Source organism: Solihabitans fulvus (assembly GCF_008386585.1).
Lineage (GTDB): Bacteria > Actinomycetota > Actinomycetes > Mycobacteriales > Pseudonocardiaceae > Solihabitans > Solihabitans fulvus.
On the sequence record NZ_VUOB01000046.1, the window covers coordinates 78220 to 103037 of the forward strand.

Consider the following 24818-nt stretch of genomic DNA (forward strand, 5'->3'; position numbering starts at 1 on the left):
AGACAAGGGGAGATCAGGTTGCCCCGCAAACGACGTCAGGCGTACGAAACAACGACTTCACTCGAACTGGTGAATTCGGCTCACGTCGCCGTGATAGCGGCTGTCCCGATTGGGGCTACGCGGTTCGGCCTGCGTCGCGGGTGAAGGCGATGTAGCAGTACTCGTCGAGCATCTTCGCGAGCGGGCGGCCCGGCCGGCCGAGCAGCACGGACAGGCCGTGTTCGTCGGTGCCGGCCTCGGCGAGCAGCGCCCGCGCCCAGTCCCGGCCGAGCCGCTGGTGGGCGGCGTACGCGGCGGAGTCCCGCGCGCCGTGCAGGTGCCTGGCGATCATCTCGTCCCAGGGCATGACGCCCAACGGCCGCAGCGCGTAGAGCAGTTTCGCCGCCGCGGTCGGGCCGAGCGAGCGGGGCCGCGCCGCGTGTGCCGCCGGCATCGCGGCCAGTTCGGCGTAGCAGTCGCCGAGCCCGGCGATGGTGGCCTCAGACAGGTCCGCGATCGAGGTGGTCAGGTCGGGGAGCGCGTCACGCCACGTGTCCCACCATCGGGCGAGGTTCACGTCGAAGACGTCCGGCTCGCCCTGCCTCGGGTAGCGGATGCGGCAGCCCCAGGAGTTCAGCCAGCGCAGCATCGAGACCCGGTGCTCGGCCACCGCGAGGTCAAGTCCCGGCGCGGTCGCCGCCACCAGCACCTCCCACGGCCGGTCGGCCCCGGTGTACTTGGCGAAGTCGGCCACGGCCGCCCGCAGGGCCGCGAGATCGGGCGCATCACTGGACACGGACGGGAACCTACCGGGTGGGGCCGACAGTCCGGGCCGGCCCCGCGTCCGCCTGCCGAGGTCAGGGCCGCTGGACGAGGTCGCCGGCGCGCAGCCTGGCGAGCACGGCGAGCCGGTCCTCCTCGATGATTCGGCGGGTGGTGATCCGTCCCGGGTAGCAGCGCGTGAACATGTTCGTGAAGTGCGTGCCGTAGTGGATGGCCTCGCCGCCGGTCGGGTCGGCGAGCGGCCGCACGGTGGCCGCGAAGTTGGGCTCGTGGAAGTAGGCCATGGTGAACCGCTCGCGGGTGTTGAGCCGGACCTTGTGCGGCGTGGACAACAGGTCGCCGCCGGTGAGGAACTGGAGGATGTCGCCGGGGAACACGGTCAGGGTGTTGGGCACCGGCCGCACGAACGTCCAGGGTTCCTCGTGCTCGAACAGGCCCGCGGTGCTCTCCTCCGGCAGCCAGTTGCGGTTGCGGTGCTCGCCGGGCACCGGCGGTCGCACGTACAGCCCGCCGACCTCGTCCTGCGCGGCGATCACCAGCATGCCGTAGTCGGTGTGCGCGCCGATGCCGCGCGCGGTGTCCGCGGTGGCCGAGGGGAACCGCAGCACGCGCATGTGGTGCCAGCCGTCGCGGGTGAGCCGGGTCAGCGCGTCGAGGTCGTCCAGCCGAAGGCCGAACGCGATGAGCCGCAACAGCTTCTCCCCCATCGTGCCGAGTTCGGACATCAGCGCGGTCATCGCGTTCCGGTAGAACCGGTCCGGCCACGGCACGGGACCGTGGCAGGGCCACGCCTCCCGGACGCGCCGGTCGTGTGCCGGAACGTCCTTGCACACGGTGAAGATCTCCGAGTAGTCGGCCTCGCCAGCGGTGACCTCCTCGCCGGAGGCGATGTAGCCGCTGTAGGTCAGGTCGCTGACGTGTCTTGCCTTCACGTGGCGGGGCAGTCGGAAGAACCGTTTGCTCGCCAGCATCGCGTCGGCGACCGCGCAGTACTGGGTCGGCTCGGCGGCGATCTGGAAGATCCCGTCGGCCCGCCAGGCGCGCACCAGCGCGTTGGCGAGCGTCAGGTCGGCTTCGCTGCCGGTCACGGTGTCGGGCAGCCGGAAGGTCCGCAGTTCGGTCATGGTCCACTCCTCGTGTCTGGGTCGTCACCCAGCTACACGAGCCCTGCCGCCCACCCGGTTCAGCCTCCTGCGCGGCGACTACGCGAGCCTGGTCACCAGGGGCAGTTGTTTGGCTCCGACGATCACCCACGGGTTCTGGAGGACGGCCGGCGCGTCCGGGTCGAGCCGGATGTCCTGGTATCGCGCGAACAGCTGACCGAGCGCGATCTTCGCCTCCAGCCTGGCCAGCGGCGCGCCGAGGCAGAAGTGCACGCCGTGGCCGAAGGTCAGGTGCGGGTTGGGCGCGCGGTGGATGTCGAACCGGTCCGGGTCGGGGAACAGCGTCTCGTCGCGGTTGGCGGAGGCCAGGTACAGCATGACGATCTGGTTGGCCGGGATGACGTGACCGCTCAGCGTCACCTCGGTGGTGGTCCGGCGGCCGAGCCTGGCGAAGGGCGTGCGGTAGCGCAGCACCTCCTCCAGCGCGGCCGGCCACAGGGCGGGGTCGGCGCGCAGTTCGGCGGCGGCCTCGGGATTGCCGGCCAGGCTGAGGATCGTGTTGCCAAGCAACGCGGTCGTGGTGATGTGCCCGGCGACCAGCAGCAGCCCGATGAAGCCGAGGATCTCGCCGTCGTCGAGTCGCTCGCCGTCGACCTCGGCGCGCAGCAGTTCGCTGGTGAGGTCGTCGCCTGGGTTTGTCCGGCAGCGCGCGATGTGCGCCAGGATGTAGGTGTTCATCTCGCGGATCGTCGGCGCGACGGCGTTCAGCGCCGCCTCGATCTCCTCGGGCCCGGTGTCGCCCTGGAGCTGGTCGCCGTCGAACAGGGTCGCCGCCCAGCGGCGGAAGATCGACCGGTCCTCGGCCGGGATGCCGAGCAGTTCGGCGATCACGATCACCGGCAGCGGGTAGGCCAAGGCGTCCATCAGGTCGAACCGCTCGGGGTCGTCGAGCCCGTCGAACAGCTCGCTGGTGATGGCGACGATCCTGGGTTCCAGCCCGGCCATCATCCTCGGGGTGAACGCCTGGTTGACCAGCCTGCGCAGCTTGCGGTGCTCCGGCGCGTCCATGCCGACGAAGTTGCCCTTGCGGAAGATCTCGAAGTCCTCCTGGGTGGGCGTCATGCCGGAGAAGTCCGAGGAGTAGGTGGCGGGATCGGACAGCGCGGCCGACACGTCCGCGTGGCCGAACACCTGCCAGAAGCCCTGTTTCTCGTCGAAGAACACCGGGGTGTTCCTGCGGTGCCCGTCCGACCAGGCGATCAGTTCCTCGATGGTGAAGCGAACGGGATCGACCGTGCCGGCGGTCGCCTCTGTCGTGCTCATCCCTGGCCCTTTCCTCTGCTGTCACGGGGTTCGATCGGGTGCGGCGCGCCCCGGCTCGCGGCCGGGGCGCGGACGCCGGGTCAGTCGCGCCGGTCCGCCTCCATCCGCTCGCGCAGGCTGCGCGGGCGCATGTCGGTCCACACCTCGTCGACGTAGGCCGAGCACTCCTGCTTGGTGCCCTCCTTGCCGACGCTGTGCCAGCCCGCCGGCACCTCGTGGCTCGCCGGCCACAGCGAGTACTGCTCCTCGTCGTTGCGCAGCACCTGGTAGGTGATGTCGTCGTCCACTGTGCGGTGTCCCTTCCTGCGGGCCGTCAGCCGGATTCGGCTGCGGTGTCTGGGGTTTCGACGGCGACTGGCTCGCCGTCGGGCGACGGTGTGTCGGGCTGCGGCGCGTCGGGTCGGGGAAACGAGCGGAGCGTGGCGCTGAGCGTGAACAGCAGGGTGATCAGCGCGATGCCGCCGGTGCACACCAGCACGGCGCGGCCGCCGGGCACGAGCTGCATCAGCGCGCCGCCAAGCACCGGTCCGACCGCGCCGGACACCCCGGCGGCGACGGCCATCACGCCGCTGAGCCTGCCGCGCAGCTCGTCCGGGGTGAGCAGCAGCTGGTAGGTGTTGATCGTGGTGCTCGCGGTCGGCGGCAGCAGCGCGATCGCGGCGAACAGCACGCCCATCAGGTAGCCGTTGTGGATGAGCAGCGCGACGGGCGTGAGCGCGGTCAGCGCCCAGAACACCACCATGATCGACAGGTACGGGCTGAGCAGGCGGTGCAGGCGGGGCGCGATGAGCGCGCCGGCGATGCCGCCGACGCCGAGCATCGCGGCCATCACGCCGAGCTGTCCCGACGGCACGCCGGCCTGTTGCAGCAGCACGATGATGACCACGAAGTAGGCGCTGAAGAACAGGTTCAGGGTCACCGCGCACCACATCGTGATCCGCACGTGCGGGTGCCGCCAGGTCCAGCGCAGCCCGGCGGCGATCTCCCTGCCGAGGTGGCTTGGCGGACCGATCCTCGGCGGGCTCGGCGGCAGCCGCACGAAGGACAGGGCCACGAACGCGGCGGCGTGGCTGATCGCGTCGGCGACGAACGGCACAGCGCGGCCCGCCGCGTACAGGAAGCCGCCGACGGCCGTGCCGGCCAGTTGGCCGAGGTTCGCGCGCGCGGAGTTCATCGCCAACGCGGTGGCGAGCTGCTCGGTGGCCACCAGACGCGGCAGGCAGGCCGCCTCGGCGGGCCCGAACAGGGCCTTGCTCGCGCCGAGCACCGCGCCGACCGCGACCAGGTGCGGCACGGTGACGGCGTCCCACCACAGGGCGGCGACGAGGCTGGTGACCGCGACGGCCTGGCCGGCCTCGCAGTAGAGCATGATCTTCTTGCGGTCCCAGCGATCCGCGAGCGCGCCGGCCGGCAGCCCGGCGACCAGCTGCGCGGCCGCGATCACCCCGAGCACCAGGCCGGACACGGCCGGCGAGTGCGTGATCGCCAGCACCAGCAACGGAAACGCGATGACGGTCGCGCTGAACCCCGCCCCCGACAGCGCCTGGCTGCTCCACAGCAGGCCGTAGTCCCTATTGCGGGACAGGCTCACGGCCATCGCCGCTCACCCTCCGTTCCTGGGTCGGCCGCCTCGGCGGCATTGGCTTCCCGCGGTCACGAGGTGCCCCGGCAGTCCCGCGCGATGGCCCGTAGCGCCGCCGCGAAGTCGTCGGCCACGGACCGCACCGTCGCCAGGTCGTGCACGTCCGGTTGGTAGAACAGGGCGAACCCGAGTTGGCCGCCCGACACGCCGCCGACGACCTCCAGCAGGTGGCCCGCCCGGTCGGCAGGGTCGTGGTCCTGGCCGAACGCGGAGGGCGTGCCGCGCAGCAGGCCGCGCCCCTCGTCCTCGGCTGGGCCGTCCCACTGGCCGAGGTAGTTGAACGCGATCTGCGGGCCGGTGCCGCCGGCCAGCCGCTCGCGCGCGGCGGGCGACCCGAGGTAGCGCAGCGCGCCGTAGCCAAGGCCGTTGCCCGGCACGGCCCGCAGCTGCCGGCGCACCGACCTGATCAGCGTGCGCCAGTCGGATCCGTCCTGGTCGGGCACGTCGAGGGCGACCGGGTACATGGTGGTGAACCAGCCGACGGTCCTGGACAGGTCGACGCCGTCGAAGATCTCCTCGCGGCCGTGCCCCTCCAGTTCGACGGACACCGACGCGCGGCCGGTCCACCGCGCCAGCGCCCACGCCAGGCCGCCGAGCAGCACGTCGTTGATGCGGGTGCGGTAGGCGGCCGGCGCGCCGCGCAGCAGCGCCTCGGTGTCCTCGGCGCCCAGCTGCACCGACACCGTGCCCGCCGGCCGCGCCGGGCCGGTCGGCGCGTGGTCGACGGGCAGTTCGCCGCCGCCGGCCGCGTCGGTCCAGTGCGCCAGTTCCTCGTCGAAGCCGCCGGTCGCCGCGTGCTCGGCGAGCCGCCGCGACCAGTCCCGGAACGAGGTGGACTTGGCGCCGAGCGTGATCTGTTCGCCGCGCGCGGCCTGCTGGTAGGCGATGTCCAGGTCCGCCAACAGGATCCGCCAGGACACGCCGTCCATCACCAGGTGGTGTGCGGCGAGGAACAGGTGGTGGCCCTGCCCGCCGCCGGGTCCGAACAGCGCTGCCCGCAGCAGCGGTCCCGAGCCGAGGTCGAGGCTCGCGTGCAGGTCGTCGGCGATCTTCTCCATGGCCGACTCGCGCGAGCCGTTGTCTGCGTAGCTCAGGTCGTGCCGGTCCAGCGGCACCGAGGCCGTCGCGGGCTCGTTGTGCTGCCGCCACTCGCCGTCGACGCGCTCGAACCGCAGGCGCAGCGCGTCGTGCTGGGCGAGCACCGCGTCGAGGGCGCGTTGCAGGGCGGCCTCGTCCGGGCCGTCGACCAGCGCCACCAGCGCGGACTGGTTGAAGTGCTGTGGGTTCGTCTGGTGCGTGTCGAAGAACCAGTGCTGGATCGGGGTCAGCGGCACCGGGCCGACGACCTCGGCCTGCTCGCCCGGCCCGTCCGACACCTCGGTGACGACCTGCGCCAGCGCCGCGACGGTCGGATGCGTGAACAGGTCCTTGGCGGTCATGCCGATGCCGGCGGTTCGCGCCCGCGACACCACCTGGATGCTGAGGATGGAGTCGCCGCCCAGCTCGAAGAAGTTGTCCAGCCTGCCCACCTTGCCGAGCCCGAGCACGCTCGCCCAGATCTCCGCGATGGTCCGCTCGGTCTCGCTCTCCGGCGCGACGTACGCCGCCTCGACGACCTCGACGGGACCCGGCTCGGGCAGCGCGTCGCGGTCCAGCTTTCCGTTGGGGCTCAGCGGGAGCGCGTCCAACGGGACGAACACCGACGGCACCAGGTAGTCCGGCAGCGAGCGGCCGAGGAACTCGCGCAGCTCGGCCACCACCGGCACCGAGGAGCCCGCGGCGCCGACGACGTAGGCAACCAGGCGGGCATGCCCGGTGTCGGTGCGCCGCGCCAGCACGACGGCCTCGGCGAGGTCGGTGTGCCGCAGCAGCGCGGCCTCCACCTCGCCCGGCTCGATCCGGAAGCCGCGGATCTTGACCTGGTGGTCGGCGCGGCCGATGAACTCCAGCACGCCGTCGACCGTCCAGCGGACCACGTCGCCGGTGCGGTACATGCGGCCGCCCGCCGCCCCGAACGGGCAGGCCACGAACCGTTCCGCGGTCAGCCCAGGACGGTTGAGGTAGCCGCGGGCCAGTTGGCCGCCTGCCACGTACAGCTCGCCGGGCACGCCGATCGGCGTCGGGCGCAGCTCGGCGTCGAGCACGTACACCCTGGTGTTCCGGATGGGCCTGCCGATCGGCGGGATCCCGTCGCCGGTCAGGGGTTCGCTCCACGCGGTCACGACGGTCGACTCGGTGGGGCCGTAGGCGTTGATCATCTGGCGGCCCCGCGCCCAGCGGGCCGCGAGTTCCTCGGTGCACGCCTCGCCGCCGACCACCAGGGTGCGCAGGTCGGGCAGGTCCGTGTCGGGCACGGTGGCCAGCGCGGCTGGCGGGATCAGCGCGTGCGTGACGCGGCCAGCGCGCAGCACCTCGGCGAGTTGCCGGCCGAGCAGCGGGCCCTCGGGCGGCACGACCAGCACCGCGCCGGCCGGCAGCGACATGCACAGCTCGAGCACCGAGGCGTCGAAGCTCGGCGAGGAGAACTCCAGCACCCGATCCCCCGCCGCCACGGCGAAGTGGTCCGCCTCGGCCTCGGCGAAGCCGGCCAGGCCGGCGTGCGGGACCAGCACGCCCTTGGGGCGTCCGGTGGAGCCCGAGGTGTAGATCACGTAGGCGGGGTGGTCCGCGAGCAGCCCGACGCCGGTCGGGTTCTGCTCGGACAGCCCGGCGAGCAGGTCGGGCGCGTCGACGAACAGCACCTCGGTGTCCGCGTCGGCGACCTCCGTGCCACCGGTGGTCAGCAGCAGCACGGGCCGCGCGTCGGCGAGCATCGCCGCGATGCGGGCGGGCGGGTAGGCCGGGTCGACGGGCAGGAACGCCGCGCCAGCCTTGAGCACCGCCAGCTCCGCGACGATCAGGTCGACCGAGCGGGGCAGCAGCAGCGCCACGATCCGCTCGGGTCCGGCGCCGCGCGCGATCAGCGCGTGCGCCAACCGGTTCGCCCGGCCGTTCAGCTCGGCGAAGCTCAGCTCGCGGCCGTCGAACAGCACGGCGGGCGCGTCGGGGTCGCGCCGCACCCGATCCTCGAACAGCTCCGGCAACAGGACGGCCGGCACGTCGTGGTCGGTGTCGTTCCAGGCGAGCAGGACGCGGTCGCGTTCGTCGGCCGGCAGCAGCTCGCTCGCGCGCAGCGGGCGATCCGGTTCCGCGATGACGGCGTCCAGCAGCGCCTTGAGGTGCCGGACCATGCGCCGCATGGTGGCCGCGTCGAACAGGTCGGTGTTGTAGGTCAGCGCCCCGCGCAGCCCGCCGGCCAGCTCGTGGAACTCGACGGTCACGTCGAAGTTGGCCGCGATCCTCGGCAGTTCGACGTCGGACACGTCGAGCCCGGCCAGCGTCGGCGTTTGCCTCGGCGTGTTCTGCAACACCACCATGGCCTGGAACAACGGGGTTCTGCTGGTGTCCCTGGTGGGTTGCAGCTCGTCGACCAGCCGCTCGAACGGCACGTCCTGGTGGTCGAACGCGCCGTGCACGGTCTCCCGCAACTGGTCGAGGAACTCGGCGAACGTGCGTCCGCCGTCGATCCTGGACCGCAGCACGACGGTGTTCACGAACAGCCCAACCAGGTGTTCCAGGCCGGGGTGGTCGCGGCCGGCGACGGCCGTGCCGACGGCGATGTCGTCCTGCCCGGACCACCGGTGCAGCAGCAGTTGGCAGGCGGCGACCAGGACGGTGAACAGCGTGCAGTCGTGTGCGTGGCCGAGTTCCCGCAGCCGCGCGGTGACGGTGTCGGGCACGTCGAAGTCGAGCGACGCGCCGGCCCTGGTCGCCACCGGCGGCCGGGGCCGGTCCGTCGGCAGCTCAAGCGATCCGAGGTCGGCGAGCGTGTCCCGCCAGTAGCCGAGCTGGTCGTCCAGCGCCGCGCCGGAGAGCAGTTCCCGTTGCCACACGGCGAAGTCCGCGTACTGCACCGGCAGCGTGGGCAGGTCGCCCGCGCTGCCGCGCGTCGCGGCGTCGTAGTGCGCGCCGAGTTCCCCGACCAGCAGGCCGACGGACCAGCCGTCGGTGATGATGTGGTGCAGCACCAGGGTGAACACGTGCTCGTCCTCGGCCAGCCTGATCAGCCGCACCCGCAGCAGCGGGCCGCGCCGGAGGTCGAACGGCTCGGTGCCCTGCTCGGTGAGGACGCGGTCGAGTTCGGCCGCGCGGTCGGGCTCGGGCAGGCCGGTCAGGTCGAGCACGGGCAGCGGCACCGGCCGAGGCGGGTGCACGGTCTGCACGCCCCGCCCGTCGACGGCATCGAAGGTGGTGCGCAGCGACTCGTGCCGCGCGACCAGGCCGGTCAGCGCGTCGGCGAGCGCCTCGGGCCGCAGGTCGCCGCGCAGCCGCAGGGCGAGCGCGGTCAGGTAGGCGGACCCGCCGGGGTCGAATTCGTCGAGGAACCACATCCGTTGCTGGGCAAAGGACAGCGGCAGGTCGCCGTTGCGTGGCACCGGGCGGATGGCCAACGTCGACGCGCCGGGCTCGGCCGCCAGTCTCGCGGCCAGCGTCTCCGCCAGCCTCGCAACGGTGCGGTCGGTGAACACGGCGCGCGGCGACAGCGGCACGCCGAACTCCTCGCGCAGCCGCGCGGCAAGCCGGATGCTGAGGATGGAGTCGCCGCCGAGTTCGAAGAAGTTGTCCTCCGCGCCGACCCGTTCGACGTCGAGCACGTCGGCCCACACCCGCGCCACGGCGCGTTCCTCGGCGGTGCGCGGCTCGACGTAGGCGGCCGTGGCGCTCGCGTCCCGATCCGGCGCCGGCAGCGCGTTCCGGTCGAGCTTTCCGTTGCGGTTCAACGGGAACTCGGCCAGCGCGACGACCGCGTCCGGCACCAGGTAGCTGGGCAGGCGCGCGGCGGCCTTGGTCCGCAGCTCGGCCGGCACGAGGTCGCCGGCCGGGAGGACGTAGGCGACGACGCGCTTCACGCCCGGCAGGTCCTCGCGCACCACGACGGCGACGTCCGCGACGGCTGGGTCGGCCAGCAGCGCGGCCTCGATCTCGCCGGGCTCGACGCGGAAGCCGCGCACCTTCACCTGGTCGTCCGCGCGGCCGAGGAACTCGAGGTAGCCGCCGCGCCAGCGCGCCAGGTCACCGGTGCGGTACATGCGCGCGCCCGGGGTCCCGAACGGGCAGGCGACGAACCGTTGCGCGGTCAGGCCGGGCCGGTCCAGGTAGCCCCTGGCCAAGCCCGCTCCGGCGAGGTAGAGCTCGCCGGGCGCGCCGAGCGGCACCGGCCGAAGGTCGCGGTCCAGCAGGTAGATCCGTTGGTTGTCAAGGGGTTCGCCGATGGGCACCGGGTCGGGCACGGTGTCGGCTGCGACGAGCCGGCCCGCGGTGGCGAAGGTCGTCGTCTCGGTCGGGCCGTAGCCGTCGACCACCACCAGCCCTGGGCAGGCGGCCAGCACCCGGCGCACCGCGTCGGGCGGGACGACGTCGCCGCCGGTCCACACTTCGCGGACCCCGCGCAGGCAGTCGGGATCCTCCTGCGCGACCATCCGGAACAGCCCGGCGGTCAGCCACAGCGCCGTCACGCCGTGCTCCGCGATCACCCGGCGCAGTGCGGCCGGGTCGGGGTCGCCCTGCGGGGCCACCACGACGCAGCCGCCGGTCAGCAGCGGCACCCACAGCTCGTAGGTGGACGCGTCGAACGCGAGCGGCGAGTGCAGCAGCACCCGGTCGTGCGCTCCTCCGGCGAACCGCCGGTCCCTGGCCAGCGCCGTGACATCGCGGTGCCGCACGGCGACGCCCTTCGGTGTGCCGGTCGAACCCGAGGTGTACATGACGTACGCCAGGTTGTCCGGATGCAGCGCCACCTCCGGCAGCGCGAGCTCTTCCCCTTGCTCCGCAACGATCACGCAATGTCCATTGTGGACCTCACTGGCGAGGTCGGCGCGGATGCCGTCGGTGAGTAGCACGGACGCGCGCGCGTCCGCGAGCACGTCCCGCATCCGCTCGCGCGGCGCGCGCAGGTCCAGCGGCAGGTACACCCCGCCCGACTTCGCCACCGCCAGCTCGGCCACGACGAGGTCGACCGAGTGGTCGAGCAGCAGCCCGACGCGGTCCTCCGGCCGCACCCCGAGCCGGACCAGCCGGGCGGCGAGCCGGTCGGTCGCGGCGTCGAGTTCGGCGTAGGTCAGCGCGACGCCGTCGGCGCGCACCGCGACGGCCTCCGGCGCGGCGGCCACCTGGGCGGCGAACAGCTCCGGGATGGTCGCGTCGGGCAGGTCGCGGTCGGTGTCGTTGCGCTCCACCAGGATCGTGCGCCGCTCCGCCTCGGTCAGCATCGACAGGCCGGCCACGATCCCGCCGTCCTCCTCGGCGATGCCCTCCAGCAGGGCGCCGAGGTGCCCGGCGAGGCGGTCCGCGGTGGCCGCGTCGAACAGCGCCGGGTCGTAGTCGAGGTCGAGGTGCAGCCGGTCGTCCAGGTAGGCCCGCACGGTGATGGCGAAGTTGGTGGTGTCGGCCGAGGTCACCTCGGTCACCCGCAGGCCGGCCTCGGTCATCGCGTGCTCGTCGAACGGGTAGTTCTCGAACACCAGGATGCTGTCGAACAGTCCGGTGCCGGCCGGCACATCGCTGACGCGCTGGATCCGCACCAGCGGCACGTACTCGTAGCGCCGCGACTCGCTCTGCGCCGCCTGGAGGTCGCGCAGCCAACCGGCGATGTCCCGGCCGCCGTCGACGGAGACCCTGGTCGGCACCGTGTTGATGAACAGGCCGATCATCGACTCGACCCCGGGCAGATCGGCCTGCCGGCCCGAGACCGTGCCGCCGAACACGACCTCGCGGTCGCCGCTGTGACCGGCCAGCAGCAGCGCCCACGCGCCCTGCACGAGCGTGTTGACGGTGACGCCGATGCGCCGCGCGGTGCGCTGGAGCCGGCCGGTGCGGTCGGCGGACAACACGACCGCGGTCCGCGCGGCGGATTCGGCCCGGTGCTCCTCCCTGGGCTGCCGGTCGTAGGGCAGCGCGGTCGGCGCGGTGACGCCGGCGAGCAGCGTCCGCCAGTGTTCCTCAGCCGCCCGCTGGTCCTGGCCGGCCAGCCAGCGCAGGTAGTCGGCGAACGGTCGCCTCGGCGGCAGCTGCGGCGCGCGGCCGCCGACGACGGCCGCGTACTGCTCGCACACCTCGGCGAAGACCTGCGCGGTGCTCCAGCCGTCCAGCGCGAGGTGGTGCGTGGTCCAGATCAGCTGCACCACGTCGTCGGCGAGCGCCACGACCACCAGCCGCAGCAGCGGATCCTCGGCGGGGTCCAGCCCGGCGGCCCGGTCCGCCGCCACGAGGCCGGCCAGCCGGCTCGCCTGTTCCTCTGGCGGCAGGGCACGCAGGTCGTGGTGGGTGACGGGCACCTCGACGCGCCGCAGCACCACCTGGAGCGGGGTCGGCACGCCCTGCCAGGCGACGCGGCTGCGCAGCACGGGTGCGCGGTCCACCGTGCGCTGCCAGGCGGTGGCCAGCGCGGCGGGGTCGGCGATCCCGGACAGGGTCAGCCGGAGCTGGTTGACGTACGCGCCGGTCTCGGTGTCGCTGAGGCTGTGGAACATCATGCCGGCCTGCAACGGCGTTAGCGGGTACACGTCGACGACCTCGCGGCCGTTCCCGACCAGGGTGTCCACAGTGGACTGGTCGAGGCGCGCGAGCGGGAAGTCGGCCGGCGTGCGCCCGCCAGCCTCCGGTTCGGCGCAGTGCGCGACGATCGACCGCAGCGCGTCCACCATGCCGACGGCCAGCCTTCGCACGGTGTCCTCGGTGTGCGCGCCGATGGAGTACTGCCAGCTCAACACCAGCTCGCCGCCCTCGACGCCGCCGACGACGTCGAGCAGGTACGGGCAGGTGGCGTCGGGCGCCCGGTCCTGCCCGACGCCGGCAGACTGCGCGCGGACCAGGCCGGTGCCGGCGCCCGCGGCGTCCCACTGGCCGTGGTAGTTGAAGGAGATCCGTGGTTGCTCGGCGGGCGGCAACAGGTCCCGCAACGCGTCGTGGCCGAGGCCGCGGTTGGGCACCGCGCGCAGCTGTTCCTTGACGGACTTGAGGAGTTCGCCCCAGCCAAGGTCGGGGGTTGCGGTCAGCGGCACCGGGAACTGGGTGGTGAACCAGCCGACCGTGCGGGACAGGTCGACGCCGTCGAGGAGTTCCTCACGGCCGTGGCCCTCGAGCGTCACCGCCGTGGTGTCCCGCCCGGTCCACGTCGCGAGCGCCCGCCCGAGGGCGGCCAGCAGGACGTCGTTGACCTGGGTGCGATAGACGCCGGGAACCTGGTGCAGCAACGCGTCGGTGGCCGCGGTGTCCAGCCGCACCGTCACCGATCTGGTGGACGACACGGTGTTCGGTCCGGTCGCATCGACCGGCAGGTCGACGGGAGCCGCCGCCACGGCGCGCCAGTGCGGCAGGTCCGCGTCGAGGCCGCCGGCCCGCACGTGCTCGGCCAGCCGGTGCGCCCAGTGCGCGAGCGAGGTACCGACCGGCGCCAGCTCGATCGGCCTACTGTGCCGGGCCGCGTCGTAGCCGGCCTCCAGGTCGCCGAGCAGGATCCGCCAGGACACCCCGTCGACGACGAGGTGGTGCACGGCGAGGAACAGCCGGAACCGCCCGTGCCCCAGGTCGAACAGCGTGCCGCGCAGCAGCGGCCCGTCCACGACGTCAAGGGCGGTCTGCGCCGCGACGGCGTGCTCGCGCAGCGCGGCCGACCGGTCGTCCTCAGCCAGCGCGGACAGGTCGACGCGGCGGAACACCTCGGCGGCCTCGGTCGCCTCGACCTCCTGGAGCCACTGGCCGTCGACACGGACGAACCTGGTGCGCAGCGCCTCGTGCCGTTCGACGGCCGCCGCGACGGCGGCGGCCAGCGCGTCCGCGTCGAGGTCCTCGGCGAGGTCGAGCAGCAGCGACTGGGTGAAGTGGTCCGGGTGCTCGGTGTCGTCGTGCAGGAACCACCGCTGGATCGGGGTGAGCGGCGCTGGCCCGGCGGGAACCTCGGCGAGGTGCCCGGCAGAGGCGGGTGTCAGGTCGATGCTCACGGCGAGGTCGGCGATGGTCTGGTGCAGGAAGATGTCCTTGGAGGACAGGGAAAGCCCGGCCTGCCGCGCCTTGGCCACGATCTGGATGCTGAGGATCGAGTCGCCGCCGAGGGCGAAGAAGTTGTCCAGCACGCCGACTCGCGGCACGTCCAGGACCTGCGCCCAGACCTCGGCGAGCACCCGTTCCGGCTCGGTGCGCGGGGGCACGTGCTCGTGGTCGGTCGGGGTCGGCGCGTCGGGGGCGGGCAGCGCGCGGCGGTCCACCTTTCCGCTTGGTGTCAACGGAAGCCGGTCGAGCGGCACGAACACAGAGGGCACCAGGTAGTCGGGCAGCTCGCGGCGCAGGCCGGCCCGCACCGCCTCGGTGTCCAGGTCCCGCTCGGCCACCAGGTAGGCCACCAGCCGGCGGTGCCCGCCGTCGCTGTCCCTGGCCACCACGACGGCCTCGGCGATCCCCGGCCTGCGCAGCAGCGCGGCCTCGATCTCGCCGGGTTCGACGCGGAACCCGCGCACCTTGACCTGGTCGTCGGACCGGCCGAGGTATTCGAGCACGCCGGCCGAGGTCCACCTGGCGCGGTCGCCGGTGCGGTACATGCGGCTGCCGGGCGGCCCGAACGGGTTGGGCGCGAAGCGTTCCGCGGTCAGGCCGGGCCGGTCGAGGTAGCCCCTGGCCAGTTGGTCGCCGGCCAGGTACAGCTCGCCGGGCACGCCGACCGGCACCGGGCGCAACCGCGCGTCCAGCACGTGGGCGCGGAGGTTGCCGAGCGGTCGGCCGATCGCCGGCCGCGCGACCTCGCCGACCGGGCAGGACAGCGCGTCGACGGCGCATTCCGTTGGCCCGTAGAGGTTGTGGCAGGCGGTGCCGGGGACATCGGACAGCTCCTGCCACAGGTCCTGGCCGACGGCCTCGCCGCCGACGAGCAGGATCCTCGGCCGGTGTTCGGCGGTCAGCAGGCCGGCCGGCAGCAGCTGGCGCAGATAGGTCGGGGTGACGTTGACGACGTCGATCCAGTGCCGCGCAACGTGGTCGACCAGCGCGTCGGGGTCCAGCCGCACGGCGTCGTCGACGAGGTGCAGCTCGTGGCCGTCGGCCATCAGGAGGATGCCCTCCCACGACGTGTCGAAGGAGAACACGCCCGTCAGCGCGACCCGCAGCGGCTCGCCGGTCAGGCCCCACGAGGCGCGGTGGTCGACCAGGAGGTTCACCAGGGCACCGTGTTCCACCACGACGCCCTTGGGGCGCCCGGTCGAGCCCGAGGTGTAGATGACGTACGCGGCGTTGTCGGGCCGCAGCGCGCCGAGCCGGTCCGCGTCGGTGAGGTCGACGGCCGGCAGCCGCCCGATCGTCGCCTCGGTGTCCGGGTCGTCCAGCACGAGGTGCGGCGCGTCACCTGGCACTACCGGGCCGTCGGCGACGGTGAGCACCAGCGCGGGTTCGGCGTCGCGCAGCAGCAACGAGATCCGCTCGGCGGGCAGCGCAGGGTCGACGTACAGGTGGACGCCGCCCGCGTTCAGCACCGCGAGCAGCGCGACGACGAGCTCGGCCGAGCGCGGCAGGGCGAGCGCCACCAGCCGTTCCGGCCCGACACCCAACGCCACCAGGTGCCTGGCGAGCCGGTTGACGTGGTCGGTCAGCGCGCCGAAGGTCAGCTCGGTGTCCCGGTGGACCAGGGCGGTGCGGTCCGGCGTGCGCCGCGCCTGGTCGGCGAGCAGCTCGGGCAGGGTCGTCGCCGGCACTTCGCGCGCGGTGTCGTTCCAGTCGACCAGCACCCGCCGCCGCTCGTCGTCGGTCAGCAGCGGCAGGTCCGCGATGGCGCGGTCGGGGTCGGCGGCGATTCCGGTCAGCAGCACGGAGAGATGCCCGGCGAGGGCGGCGATGGTGCCGGCGTCGAACAGGTCGGGGTTGTAGGTCAGCGAGGCGCGCAGCGCGCCGTCCTGCTCGCGGAACTCCATGGTGAGGTCGCAGGTCGACGTCGTCACCGGCAGCGTGACGTCCGCCATCCGCAGGCCGGCCAGCGCGGGTTCCGCCTCGGTCCGGAACTCCGTGTTCTGCAACAGCACCATGACGTCGAACAGCGGGTTGCGGCTCGTGTCGCGGACGGGGTGGACCTCGTCCACGATTCGCTCGAACGGGACGTCCTGGTGCGCGAACGCGGCCAGCACGGTGTCCCGCACCTCGGCGAGGAACTCGCCAAAGCCCCGATCGCCCGATGGGCGCGCGCGCAGCACGAGCGTGTTGACGAAGAAGCCGATCAGCCCGGCGAGTTCGGGGCGTTCACGACCGGACACGACGGTGCCGACGGTGAGGTCGTCCTGCCCGGACCAGCGGTGCAGCAGCGCCTGGCAGGCGGCGACCAGCGTCATGAACAGGGTGCCGTCCTGCCGGCCGCCCAACGCCTTCAGCCGCGCGGTCACCTCGGCGGGCAGCACGAACTCGTGCAGCGCGCCGGTCGAGGTGCGCACGGCGGGGCGCGGCCGGTCGGTCGGCAGCTCCAGCGGCGACACCCCGGCCAGCTGGCCGATCCAGTAGGGCAGCCGGTCCTCGACGGCGGACTGTTCGCGTTGCCACACCGCGAAGTCCGCGTACTGGACGGGCAGCGCGGGCAGGTCGGCGGCCTCGCCGCGCAGCGCGGCCCCGTACAGCGCGCCCAGTTCGCGCACCAGCAGGCTCATCGACCAGCCGTCGGTGACCACGTGGTGCAGCGCCAGGTTCAGCACGTGCGTCCGGTCGTCCAGCCGCAGCAGCAGGACCCGCAGCAGCGGCCCCTCGCCAAGGTCGAACGGCCTGCCGTTCTCCTCGGCCAGGATCCGGTCGATCTCCGCGTCGGGGTCGGCGTGGCCGGTCAGGTCGAGCACGGTCGCCGCGACCGGACTCGGCGGGCGCACCACCTGCACGGCCCGGCCGTCCACGGCGTCGAAGGTGGTGCGCAGCGACTCGTGCCGCGCGACCAGCCCGGTCAGCGCGGTGTCCAGGGCGGCCACGGCCAGCTCCCCGGTCAGCCGCACCGCGAACCGCGTCACGTACTCGGCGCTGTCCGGCGCGAACTCGTTGAGGAACCACAGTCGCTGCTGCGCGAAGGACAGCGGCAGCTCGCGGTTCCGGTCCACCGGCACGATTCCGGCCGCGTCGGGCTCCTCGGCCGTGATGGCGGCGGCGAGTGCGGCGATGGTCGCGTTGGTGAAGACCACGCGCGGCGACAGGCTCACCCCGAACACCGCGCGCAGCCGGGACGCGACGCGGATGCTGAGGATGGAGTCGCCGCCCAGCTCGAAGAAGTTGTCCTCGACGCCGACCCTGGGCAGGCCGAGCACGTCGGCCCAGATCTCCGCGATCGCGTGTTCCGCGCCGGTGCGGGGCGCCAGGTAGCCCGCGCGGGCCGCCGCGCCGCGATCCGGCTTCGGCAGGGCGCGGCGATCCACCTTTCCGTTGCGGGTCAACGGGAACTCGTCGAGGAACACGAACACCGACGGCATCAGGTAGTCCGGCAGCGCACCGCCGAGCAGGCGACGCAGCTCGGCGGCGTCCAGCGCGGCCTCCCCGGCCGGGACCACGTAGGCGGCGAGGTACTTGTCGCCGGGCGCGTCGGTCCGCACGGTCACCACGGCCTGGCCGACCTCCGGCAGCTCCAGCAGGGCCGCCTCCGCGTCGCCCGGCTCGATCCGGAACCCGCGGATCTTGACCTGGTCGTCGGCGCGGCCGACGAACTCGACCGTGCCGTCCTCGTGCCACCGCCCGAGGTCGCCGGTGCGGTACATCCGGCCGCCTGCCGGCCCGAACGGGTCGGCCAGGAACCGGGCGGCGGTCTGTCCCGGCCTGTGGACGTAGCCGCGCGCCAGGCCGGCGCCGGCCGCGTACACCTCGCCGGGCACGCCGACCGGCACCGGCCGCAGCGCGCCGTCCAGCAGGTAGATCCTGGTGTTGTCCAGCGGTCGTCCGATCGGCACCGTCTCCGGCACGGACGCCTCGTCCGGCATCGGGTGGCTGGTGACGAACGTGGTGGTCTCGGTCGGCCCGTAGCCGTCCACGACGAGCACACCGGGGCACGCGGCCAGCACCTGCCGGACGGCCGCGGCCGGCACGACGTCGCCGCCGGTCCACACCGCGTGGATCCCGGTGAGGCAGTCCGGGGAGTCCTGGGCGATCAGCCGGAACAGCCCCGCGGTCAGCCACAGCGCGGTCACCCCGTGCATGTCGATGGTGCGCCGCAACAGTTCCACGTCGAGGTCGCCCTGCGGGGCGACGACGACCGCGCCGCCGCGCAGCAGCGGCACCCACAGTTCGTAGGTCGAGGCGTCGAAGGCGGGCGGCGAGTGCAGCAGCACCCGGTCGTGCGCGTCGCCGTCGAAGGACCGGTCGAAGGCCAGCGCGGCGACGTCGCGGTGCCGCACGGCGACGCCCTTCGGCGTGCCGGTGGAACCGGACGTGTACATCACGTAGGCGAGGTTGTCCGGGTGCAGCGACACCGAGGGCTCGTGTGCCGGCCAGTCGACTGCCTGCCGGTCGACGAGGATCGTGTGTCCACTGTGGACCTCGGCGCAGGTTTCGGCGAGGGCCGCCTCGGTCAGCACGACCGAGACGCCCGCCTCGGCGAGCACCAGCCGCGACCGCGCCGACGGCGCGCGCGTGTCCAGCGGCACGTACGCGCCGCCCGCCTTGACCACCGCGAGTTCCGCGACGACCAGCCCGACCGAACGGGTCAGCAGCACCCCGACCGGGGTCTCCTCGGTGACGCCGAGCGCGATCAGCCGGTGCGCCAACCGGTTGGCGCGCCGGTCGAGTTCGGCGTAGCTCAACGCGACGCCGTCGGCGAGCACCGCGGGCGCGTCCGGGGTCCGCCGCGCCTGCGCCGCGAACAGCTTGGGCAGCGTGCCGGTCGGCGCGTCGCGGTCGGTGTCGTTCCACTCCACCAGCACGCGCCGCCGGTCGGTGTCGGTGAGCAGCGACAGCGAGTCGAGCGGCCGGTCGGGGTCCTCGGCGACGGCCGTCAGCAACAGCAGCAGCTGGTCGGCCATCCGCTCGACCGTGCCGCGGTCGAACAGCCTTGGGTCGTAGGCGAGGTCGACGTGCAGGCGGGTGTCGAGGTGGGCGCGCAGGCTGAGCGGGAAGCTGGTGGTGTCGATGGCCCGCACCTCGTGCACCAGCAGGCCGGCCGCCGCCATCGCGGTGTCGTCGATGGGGTAGTTCTCGAACACCATCATGCTGTCGAACAGGTTGACGCCGCTGGGCAGTTCGCTCCAGCTCTGTAGTTCGGCCAGCGACACGAAGTCGTGCCGGCGGGATTCCGTCTGCGCCGCCTGAAGTTCCCGCAGCCACGGCAGGATCGCGCGGTCGCCGGGCACGGAAACCCTGGCCGGCACGGTGTTGATGAACATGCCGATCATCGAGTCGATGCCGGGCAGCTCGGCTGGCCTGCCGGACACGGTGGTGCCGAAGACGACCTCCGACGCCCCGCTGAGCCGGGACAGCAGCAGCGCCCACAGGCCCTGGGTGATGGTGTTGACGGTGAGCCCGCTCTGCCCGGCGACCCGGCGCAGCCGCTCGGACCGCTCGATGGACAGGGCCGCGAGCACCGAGGACGCCGACTCCGCGCGGTGCGCCTCGGTCGGCGCCCGGTCGAAGGGCAGCGCGGTCGGCGCGTCCAGCCCGGCCAGGGTCCGCCGCCAGTACCGCTCGGCCTCGTCCCGGTCCTGCTCGCGCAGCCAGCGCAGGTAGTCGCGCATGGGCCTGCGGGCCGGCAGGGCGGGATTCTCGCCCCGGACGACGGCCGCGTACTGCTCGCAGATCTCGCCGAGCACCTGCGCGACGCTCCAGCCGTCCAGCAGGACGTGGTGGAACGTCCAGACCAGCAGGACCTCGTCGTCGGCGAGCCTGGCGATGGCCAGCCGCATCAGCGGCGGCTCGGCCAGGTCGACGCCGGCCGCGCGGTCCCGCGCGATCAGGTCGGCGAGCGCGCGGTCCCGGTCGACCTCGGACAGGTCGCGCCAGTCGTGCTGGGCGACGGGCAGAGTGACCTCGCGGCGCACCACCTGCACCGGTTCCGCGACCCCCTGCCAGCGGACGCAGCCGCGCAGCACCGGGGTCCGGTCGACCACGCGTTGCCACGCCGTCGCCATCGCCTCGACGTCGCCGACCCCCGACATCCGCAGCCGAGCCTGGTCGACGTACGCGCCGGTCGCCGCGTCGACCAGGCTGTGGAACACCATGCCGGTCTGCAACGGCGTCAGCGGCAGCACGTCCTCGACGTGGCGGCCGTCGCCGACGACCTCGTCCACCTCGTCCTGGCTGAGGTCGACGAGCGGGAAGTCCGACGGCGTCGCGCCGCCGGCACCGGGGGCGACGCAGTGCGCGACGAGGTCCCGCAGCGCGGTCAGCAGGTCCTCGGCCAGCCGCCGCACGGTGGCCTCGTCGTGCACTTCGTCGGAGTACAGCCAGGTCAGCTCCAACTGCCCGGCCGCGACGACACCGGTCACGTCCAGCAGGTAGGGCCGGTCAGCGTCGGGGTCGTGGTCCTGGCCGGCGAGGTCGAACCGCCCACGGTAGAGGCCGTCCTCCTGAGCGGCGAGATCCCACTGCCCGTGGTAGTTGAAGCTGATCCTCGGCAGCGCGGCGAGGCCGTCGACGGGCCGCAGGTAGCGCAGGGCCTGGTGGCCGAGGCCGCGGTGCGGCACCGCGCGCAGCTGTTCCTTGACCGACTTGAGCACCGCGCCCCAGTCGCCGGCCGGGACGCTCAGGGTGACCGGGAACATCGTGGTGAACCAGCCGACCGTCCTGGACAGGTCGACCCGGTCGAGGATCTCCTCGCGACCGTGCCCCTCCATGCCCACGAGCACGTCCTCGCGGCCCGTCCAGCCTGCCAACACCCGGCCGAGCGCGCTGAGCAGCACGTCGTTGACCTGCGTGCGGTACGCGGCGGGCACCTGGTGCAGCAGCGCGTCGGTGTCGGCCGCGCCGAGGCGCACCGACACCGAGCGGGTCGACGCGACGGTGTTCGCGCCGGTCCGGTCGACGGGCAGGTCCGGCACGGCGCGGCCGGCCTGGCTCGTCCAGTGGTCGAGATCGCCGTCGAGGCCGCCGGTCCGCGCGTGGTCGGCCAGCCGCCGCGCCCAGCGCGCGTAGGGCGTGCCGGCGGACGCCAGCGCGACGGGACGGCCGTCGGCCGCCTGCCGGTAGGCGACGGCGAGGTCCTCGAGCAGGATCCGCCAGGACACGCCGTCGACCGCGAGGTGGTGCACGGTCACGAAGAGCACGGGTTGGTGTTCCCGGCCACGGTCGAACAGGATCGCCCGCAGCAGCGGGCCCTCGGTGACGTCGAGGGTGGTCTGGGCAGCGACGGCCGCGGCGTCCATCGCGGCCGCCTGTGCCGCGCCGGACAGCTCCGACACGTCGACGCGGTCGAGCACGTCGGCCGGTTCGGTCGGCGCGGCCTGCTGGGTCCACTCGTCGCCGGCCAGGACGAAACGGGTCCGCAGCGCGGGATGGTGCGCGACTAGGGCGCCGACGGCGTGCGCCAGCGCGTCGCCGTCCACGTCGGCGGCCAGTTCCATCGCCTGCGACATCGCGTAGTGGTGCGGATTCCGCCTGCCCTCGAAGAACCAGCGCTGGATCGGGGTGAGCGGCGCGGCCGCGGTGTCGGGCCCGTCGTCGGCGATCTCGGCCTCGGCCGCCGGTTCAAGGTTGGCCGCCAGGGTCGCGATCGTCTGGTGCAGGAAGATGTCCTTGGAGGTCAACCGAAGGCCGGCCCGCCGGCAGCGGGACACCACCTGGATGCTGAGGATCGAGTCGCCGCCGAGTTCGAAGAAGTTGTCCTCGACGCCGACCTTCGGCACGCCGAGCACCTCGGCCCAGGCCGCCGCGAGTTCGGTCTCCACGGGGGTGCGCGGGGCCAGGTACCCGCCGGTCGAGCCGGCCGGGTCGACCGGCTCCGGCAGCGCGGCCCGGTCGAGCTTTCCGTTGCGGTTCAACGGGAACGCCTCGACGGTCGCGAACGCGGCCGGCACCATGTGTCCCGGCAGCGACCGGCCGAGGAAGTCCCGCAGCTCGGTCACGCTCGGCGTCGCCGAGCCGAGCGCGGGAATCAGGTAGGCGATCAGGCGGTTGTGCCGCTCGCCGTCGCCGGTCGAGGCGGCCGGCCTGGCCAGCACGACGGCCTCGGCCACGGCGGGATGCGCGCCAAGCGCGGCCTCGATCTCGCCGAGCTCGATGCGGAAGCCACGGATCTTCACCTGCTGGTCGGCCCGGCCCAGGTACTCCAGCCTGCCGTCGTCGCTCCAGCGGACCAGGTCGCCGGAGCGGTACATCCTGCTGCCGGGCGCGCCGAACGGGTCGGCCGTGAATCGTTGCGCGGTAAGGCCGGGACGCTTCAGGTAGCCCTGCGCCAGGCCGGCGCCGGCCACATACAGCTCCCCGGCGACACCGGGCGGGACCGGTTGCAGGTCCGCGTCCAGCACGTACACGCGCAGGTCCGGGATGGGCACGCCGATGACGCTGCCGGCCGCCGAGGCGGCGGCCGGCTCGTCCAACGGGAGATAGGAGACGTGCACGGTGGTCTCGGTGATCCCATACATGTTGACCAGCACGGGCGCGTCGTCGGGATGCCGCGCGTACCACTGCCGCAGCCGCCGCAGGTCCAGCGCCTCGCCGCCGAACACGACGTACCGCAGCCGCAGGTCCGCCCGCAGCTGCGGCGCGTCCTCGTCGGCGCGCATCAGCTGGTAGAACGCCGACGGCGTCTGGTTGAGCACGGTGACCCGCTCGGCGGCCAGCAACCGCAGGAACGCCTCCGGCCAGCGGGACACGCTGTGCGGCACCACGACGAGCCGGCCGCCGTGCAGCAGCGCGCCCCACAGCTCCCACACCGAGAAGTCGAAGGCGTAGGAGTGGAACAGCGTCCACACGTCGTCGGCGCGGAACTCGAACCACCGGCGGGTGGCGGTCAACAGCCTGCTCACGTTGCCGTGCGGGATGACGACACCCTTGGGTGTCCCGGTCGACCCCGACGTGTAGATCACGTACGCGGGATGGTCGGGCAGCAGCCGACCGCGGTCCGCGTCGGTCGGGTTGTCCGCGCGCTGCCCGGCCAGGATCGCGCGGGTCTCCGGCGCGTCGAGCACCAGCCTGGGCACCTCGACGCCGGCGGGGTCGGCCTCGACGGTGGTGAGCAGCAGCACGGGTTCGGCGTCGGCGACGGTGCGCGCGATGCGCTCGGCCGGGTAGTCGGGGTCGAGCGGCACGTACGCGGCGCCGGCCTTGAGCACGGCCAGGATCGCAACGACGAGTTCCGTGCCGCGCGGCAGCGCGAGCGCCACGAACCGTCCTGGGCCGGCGCCGAGCCGGATCAGCTGGTGCGCCAGGCGGTTCGCCCGCTCGTTCAGCTCGGCGTAGGAGATCGTGCTGCCCTCGAAGGTGACCGCGCCGGCCGCGCCCGCTCGCGCGGCCCGCTCCTCGAACAGCGTCGGGATCGTCGCGGTGGCTTGAGGTTCCTCGGTGCCGTTCCACTCGTGCAGCACGCGGTGTCGCTCGGCGTCGGTGAGCATCGGCAGCGCGGACACCGGCCGGTCCGGGTTCGCCGCGATCGCGTCCAGCAGCAGCACGAGGTGCCCGGCCATCCGCTCGATGGTGGCCGCGTCGAACAGGTCCGTGTTGTACTCCAGCTCGCCGACGAGCCCGTCGGCGCCCTCGTGGAACTCGACGGTGAGGTCGACGATCGCCGACCGGCGCGACAGGTCGACCTGCGCCACGTCGAGCCCCTCGAACGCCGGCAGGTCGCGCTGTGCGTTGTGCAGCAACACCATCACGTCGAACAGCGGGTTGCGGCTGACGTCCCGCCCGGTGCCGAGTGTGTCCACGATCCGGTCGAAGGGCACCTCGTCGTGCGCGAACGCGTCCAGCACGGTGTCGTTGACGCCGCCGAGGAACTCGGCGAAGGTCGCCGCGCGCGGCACGGCCGAGCGCAGCACGACGGTGTTCACGAAGAATCCGACCACCCGGTCCAGCTCGGGTCTGCCGCGCCCGGTCACGACGGTGCCGACGGCGACGTCGTCCTGGCCGGCGTAGCGGCCGAACAGCGCCGTGCAGGCCGCGACCAGCACGGTGAACAGCGTGGTCTCCCGCGCCCTTGCGAGCGCGGCCAGCCGCCCCGAGGTGCGCGCCGACACGGCGAACCGTCGCGCCGCGCCCTCGGTGGTCCGCACGGCGGGGCGGGGCCGGTCGGTCGGCAGGTCCAGCGGGCGGACGCCGGCGAGCTGCCGCTGCCAGTAGTCCAGCTGGCCGTCGAGCGTCGCGCCGGAGAGCCGGTCTCGTTGCCACACCGCGAAGTCCGCATACTGGAGCGTCGGCTCGGGCAGCCCGGCGGGCGCGCCGCGCACGGCCGCGCCGTAGAGCGTGCTTAGCTCGTCGACCAGCACGCCCATCGACCAGCCGTCGGTGACGATGTGGTGCGCGGTCAGCAGCAGCGCGTGCACGTCCTCGCCCTGCCGCACCAGCATGGTCCGGAACAGCGGGCCCTCGGCGAGGTCGAAGGGCCGCGCGTACTCCGCCGACAGCAGCCGCTCCGCGTGCGCCGCGTCGGCGGCGGCCAGGACGACCAGGTCGACTACGGTGGCCGGCCGGACGACCTGCGTGCCCCTGCCGTCGACGGTCTCGAAGACCGTCCGCAGCGACTCGTGCCGCGCCACCAACCGGTCGAGCGCCGTGCGCAGCGCGTCAACGTCCAGCGCGCCGGTCAGCCGCAGCGCCAGCGCGCTGTTGTACTCGTTGCCCGACGGCCGGAAGTCGTTGAGGAACCACAGGCGCTGCTGCGGGTACGACAGCGGGATCGGGCCGGAGCGGTCGGCCTGCGGGATGGTGTCGGCCGACCGCTCCTGGCCGGCGAGCCTGCGGCGCAACAGCTCCTGGAGCTCGGCCGGCAGTGCGGAGATTCGGCTCTGTCTCGACGACGGCATGACGTTCCC

6 protein-coding genes are annotated in these 24818 nt (G+C 73.3%); all 6 read right to left on the minus strand.

The window, feature by feature from the left end; all coding sequences use genetic code 11:
* Positions 1–115 precede the first annotated feature (115 nt).
* The 6 genes from F0L68_RS25250 to F0L68_RS25275 all read right to left on the minus strand — a co-directional run bounded on the left by F0L68_RS25250 (position 116) and on the right by F0L68_RS25275 (position 24809).
* Entirely contained in the window at positions 116–775 is a 660-nt protein-coding gene (locus F0L68_RS25250; protein ID WP_149852285.1) for a hypothetical protein, read from the minus strand.
* Between the two features lie 61 nt (positions 776–836).
* The gene (locus tag F0L68_RS25255) at positions 837–1886 is read right to left on the minus strand and encodes a 2OG-Fe(II) oxygenase family protein (RefSeq protein WP_149852286.1); all 1050 of its coding nucleotides are present in this window, start codon (positions 1884–1886) and stop codon (positions 837–839) included.
* A 78-nt stretch (positions 1887–1964) separates the two neighbouring features.
* Positions 1965–3188 carry a cytochrome P450 gene (locus tag F0L68_RS25260; RefSeq protein WP_149852287.1) on the minus strand — a complete coding sequence of 408 codons (1224 nt, stop codon included), beginning with the start codon at positions 3186–3188 and terminating at the stop codon, positions 1965–1967.
* Between the two features lie 80 nt (positions 3189–3268).
* Positions 3269–3475, minus strand: a complete 207-nt coding sequence (locus tag F0L68_RS25265; RefSeq protein ID WP_149852288.1) for an MbtH family protein — start codon at positions 3473–3475, stop codon at positions 3269–3271.
* A 26-nt stretch (positions 3476–3501) separates the two neighbouring features.
* The gene (locus tag F0L68_RS25270) at positions 3502–4785 is read right to left on the minus strand and encodes an MFS transporter (protein ID WP_149852289.1); all 1284 of its coding nucleotides are present in this window, start codon (positions 4783–4785) and stop codon (positions 3502–3504) included.
* Positions 4786–4841: 56 nt separating this feature from the next.
* Positions 4842–24809, minus strand: a complete 19968-nt coding sequence (locus F0L68_RS25275; protein ID WP_149852290.1) for a non-ribosomal peptide synthase/polyketide synthase — start codon at positions 24807–24809, stop codon at positions 4842–4844.
* Positions 24810–24818 lie beyond the last annotated feature (9 nt).

Excerpts from the sequence above, each read along its gene's own strand:
- F0L68_RS25255 (WP_149852286.1), bottom strand. The coding sequence starts at position 1,886 with ATGACCGAACTGCGGACCTTCCGGCTGCCCGACACCGTGACCGGCAGC.
- F0L68_RS25260 (WP_149852287.1), bottom strand. The coding sequence starts at position 3,188 with ATGAGCACGACAGAGGCGACCGCCGGCACGGTCGATCCCGTTCGCTTC.
- F0L68_RS25270 (WP_149852289.1), bottom strand. The coding sequence starts at position 4,785 with ATGGCCGTGAGCCTGTCCCGCAATAGGGACTACGGCCTGCTGTGGAGC.
- F0L68_RS25275 (WP_149852290.1), bottom strand. The coding sequence starts at position 24,809 with ATGCCGTCGTCGAGACAGAGCCGAATCTCCGCACTGCCGGCCGAGCTC.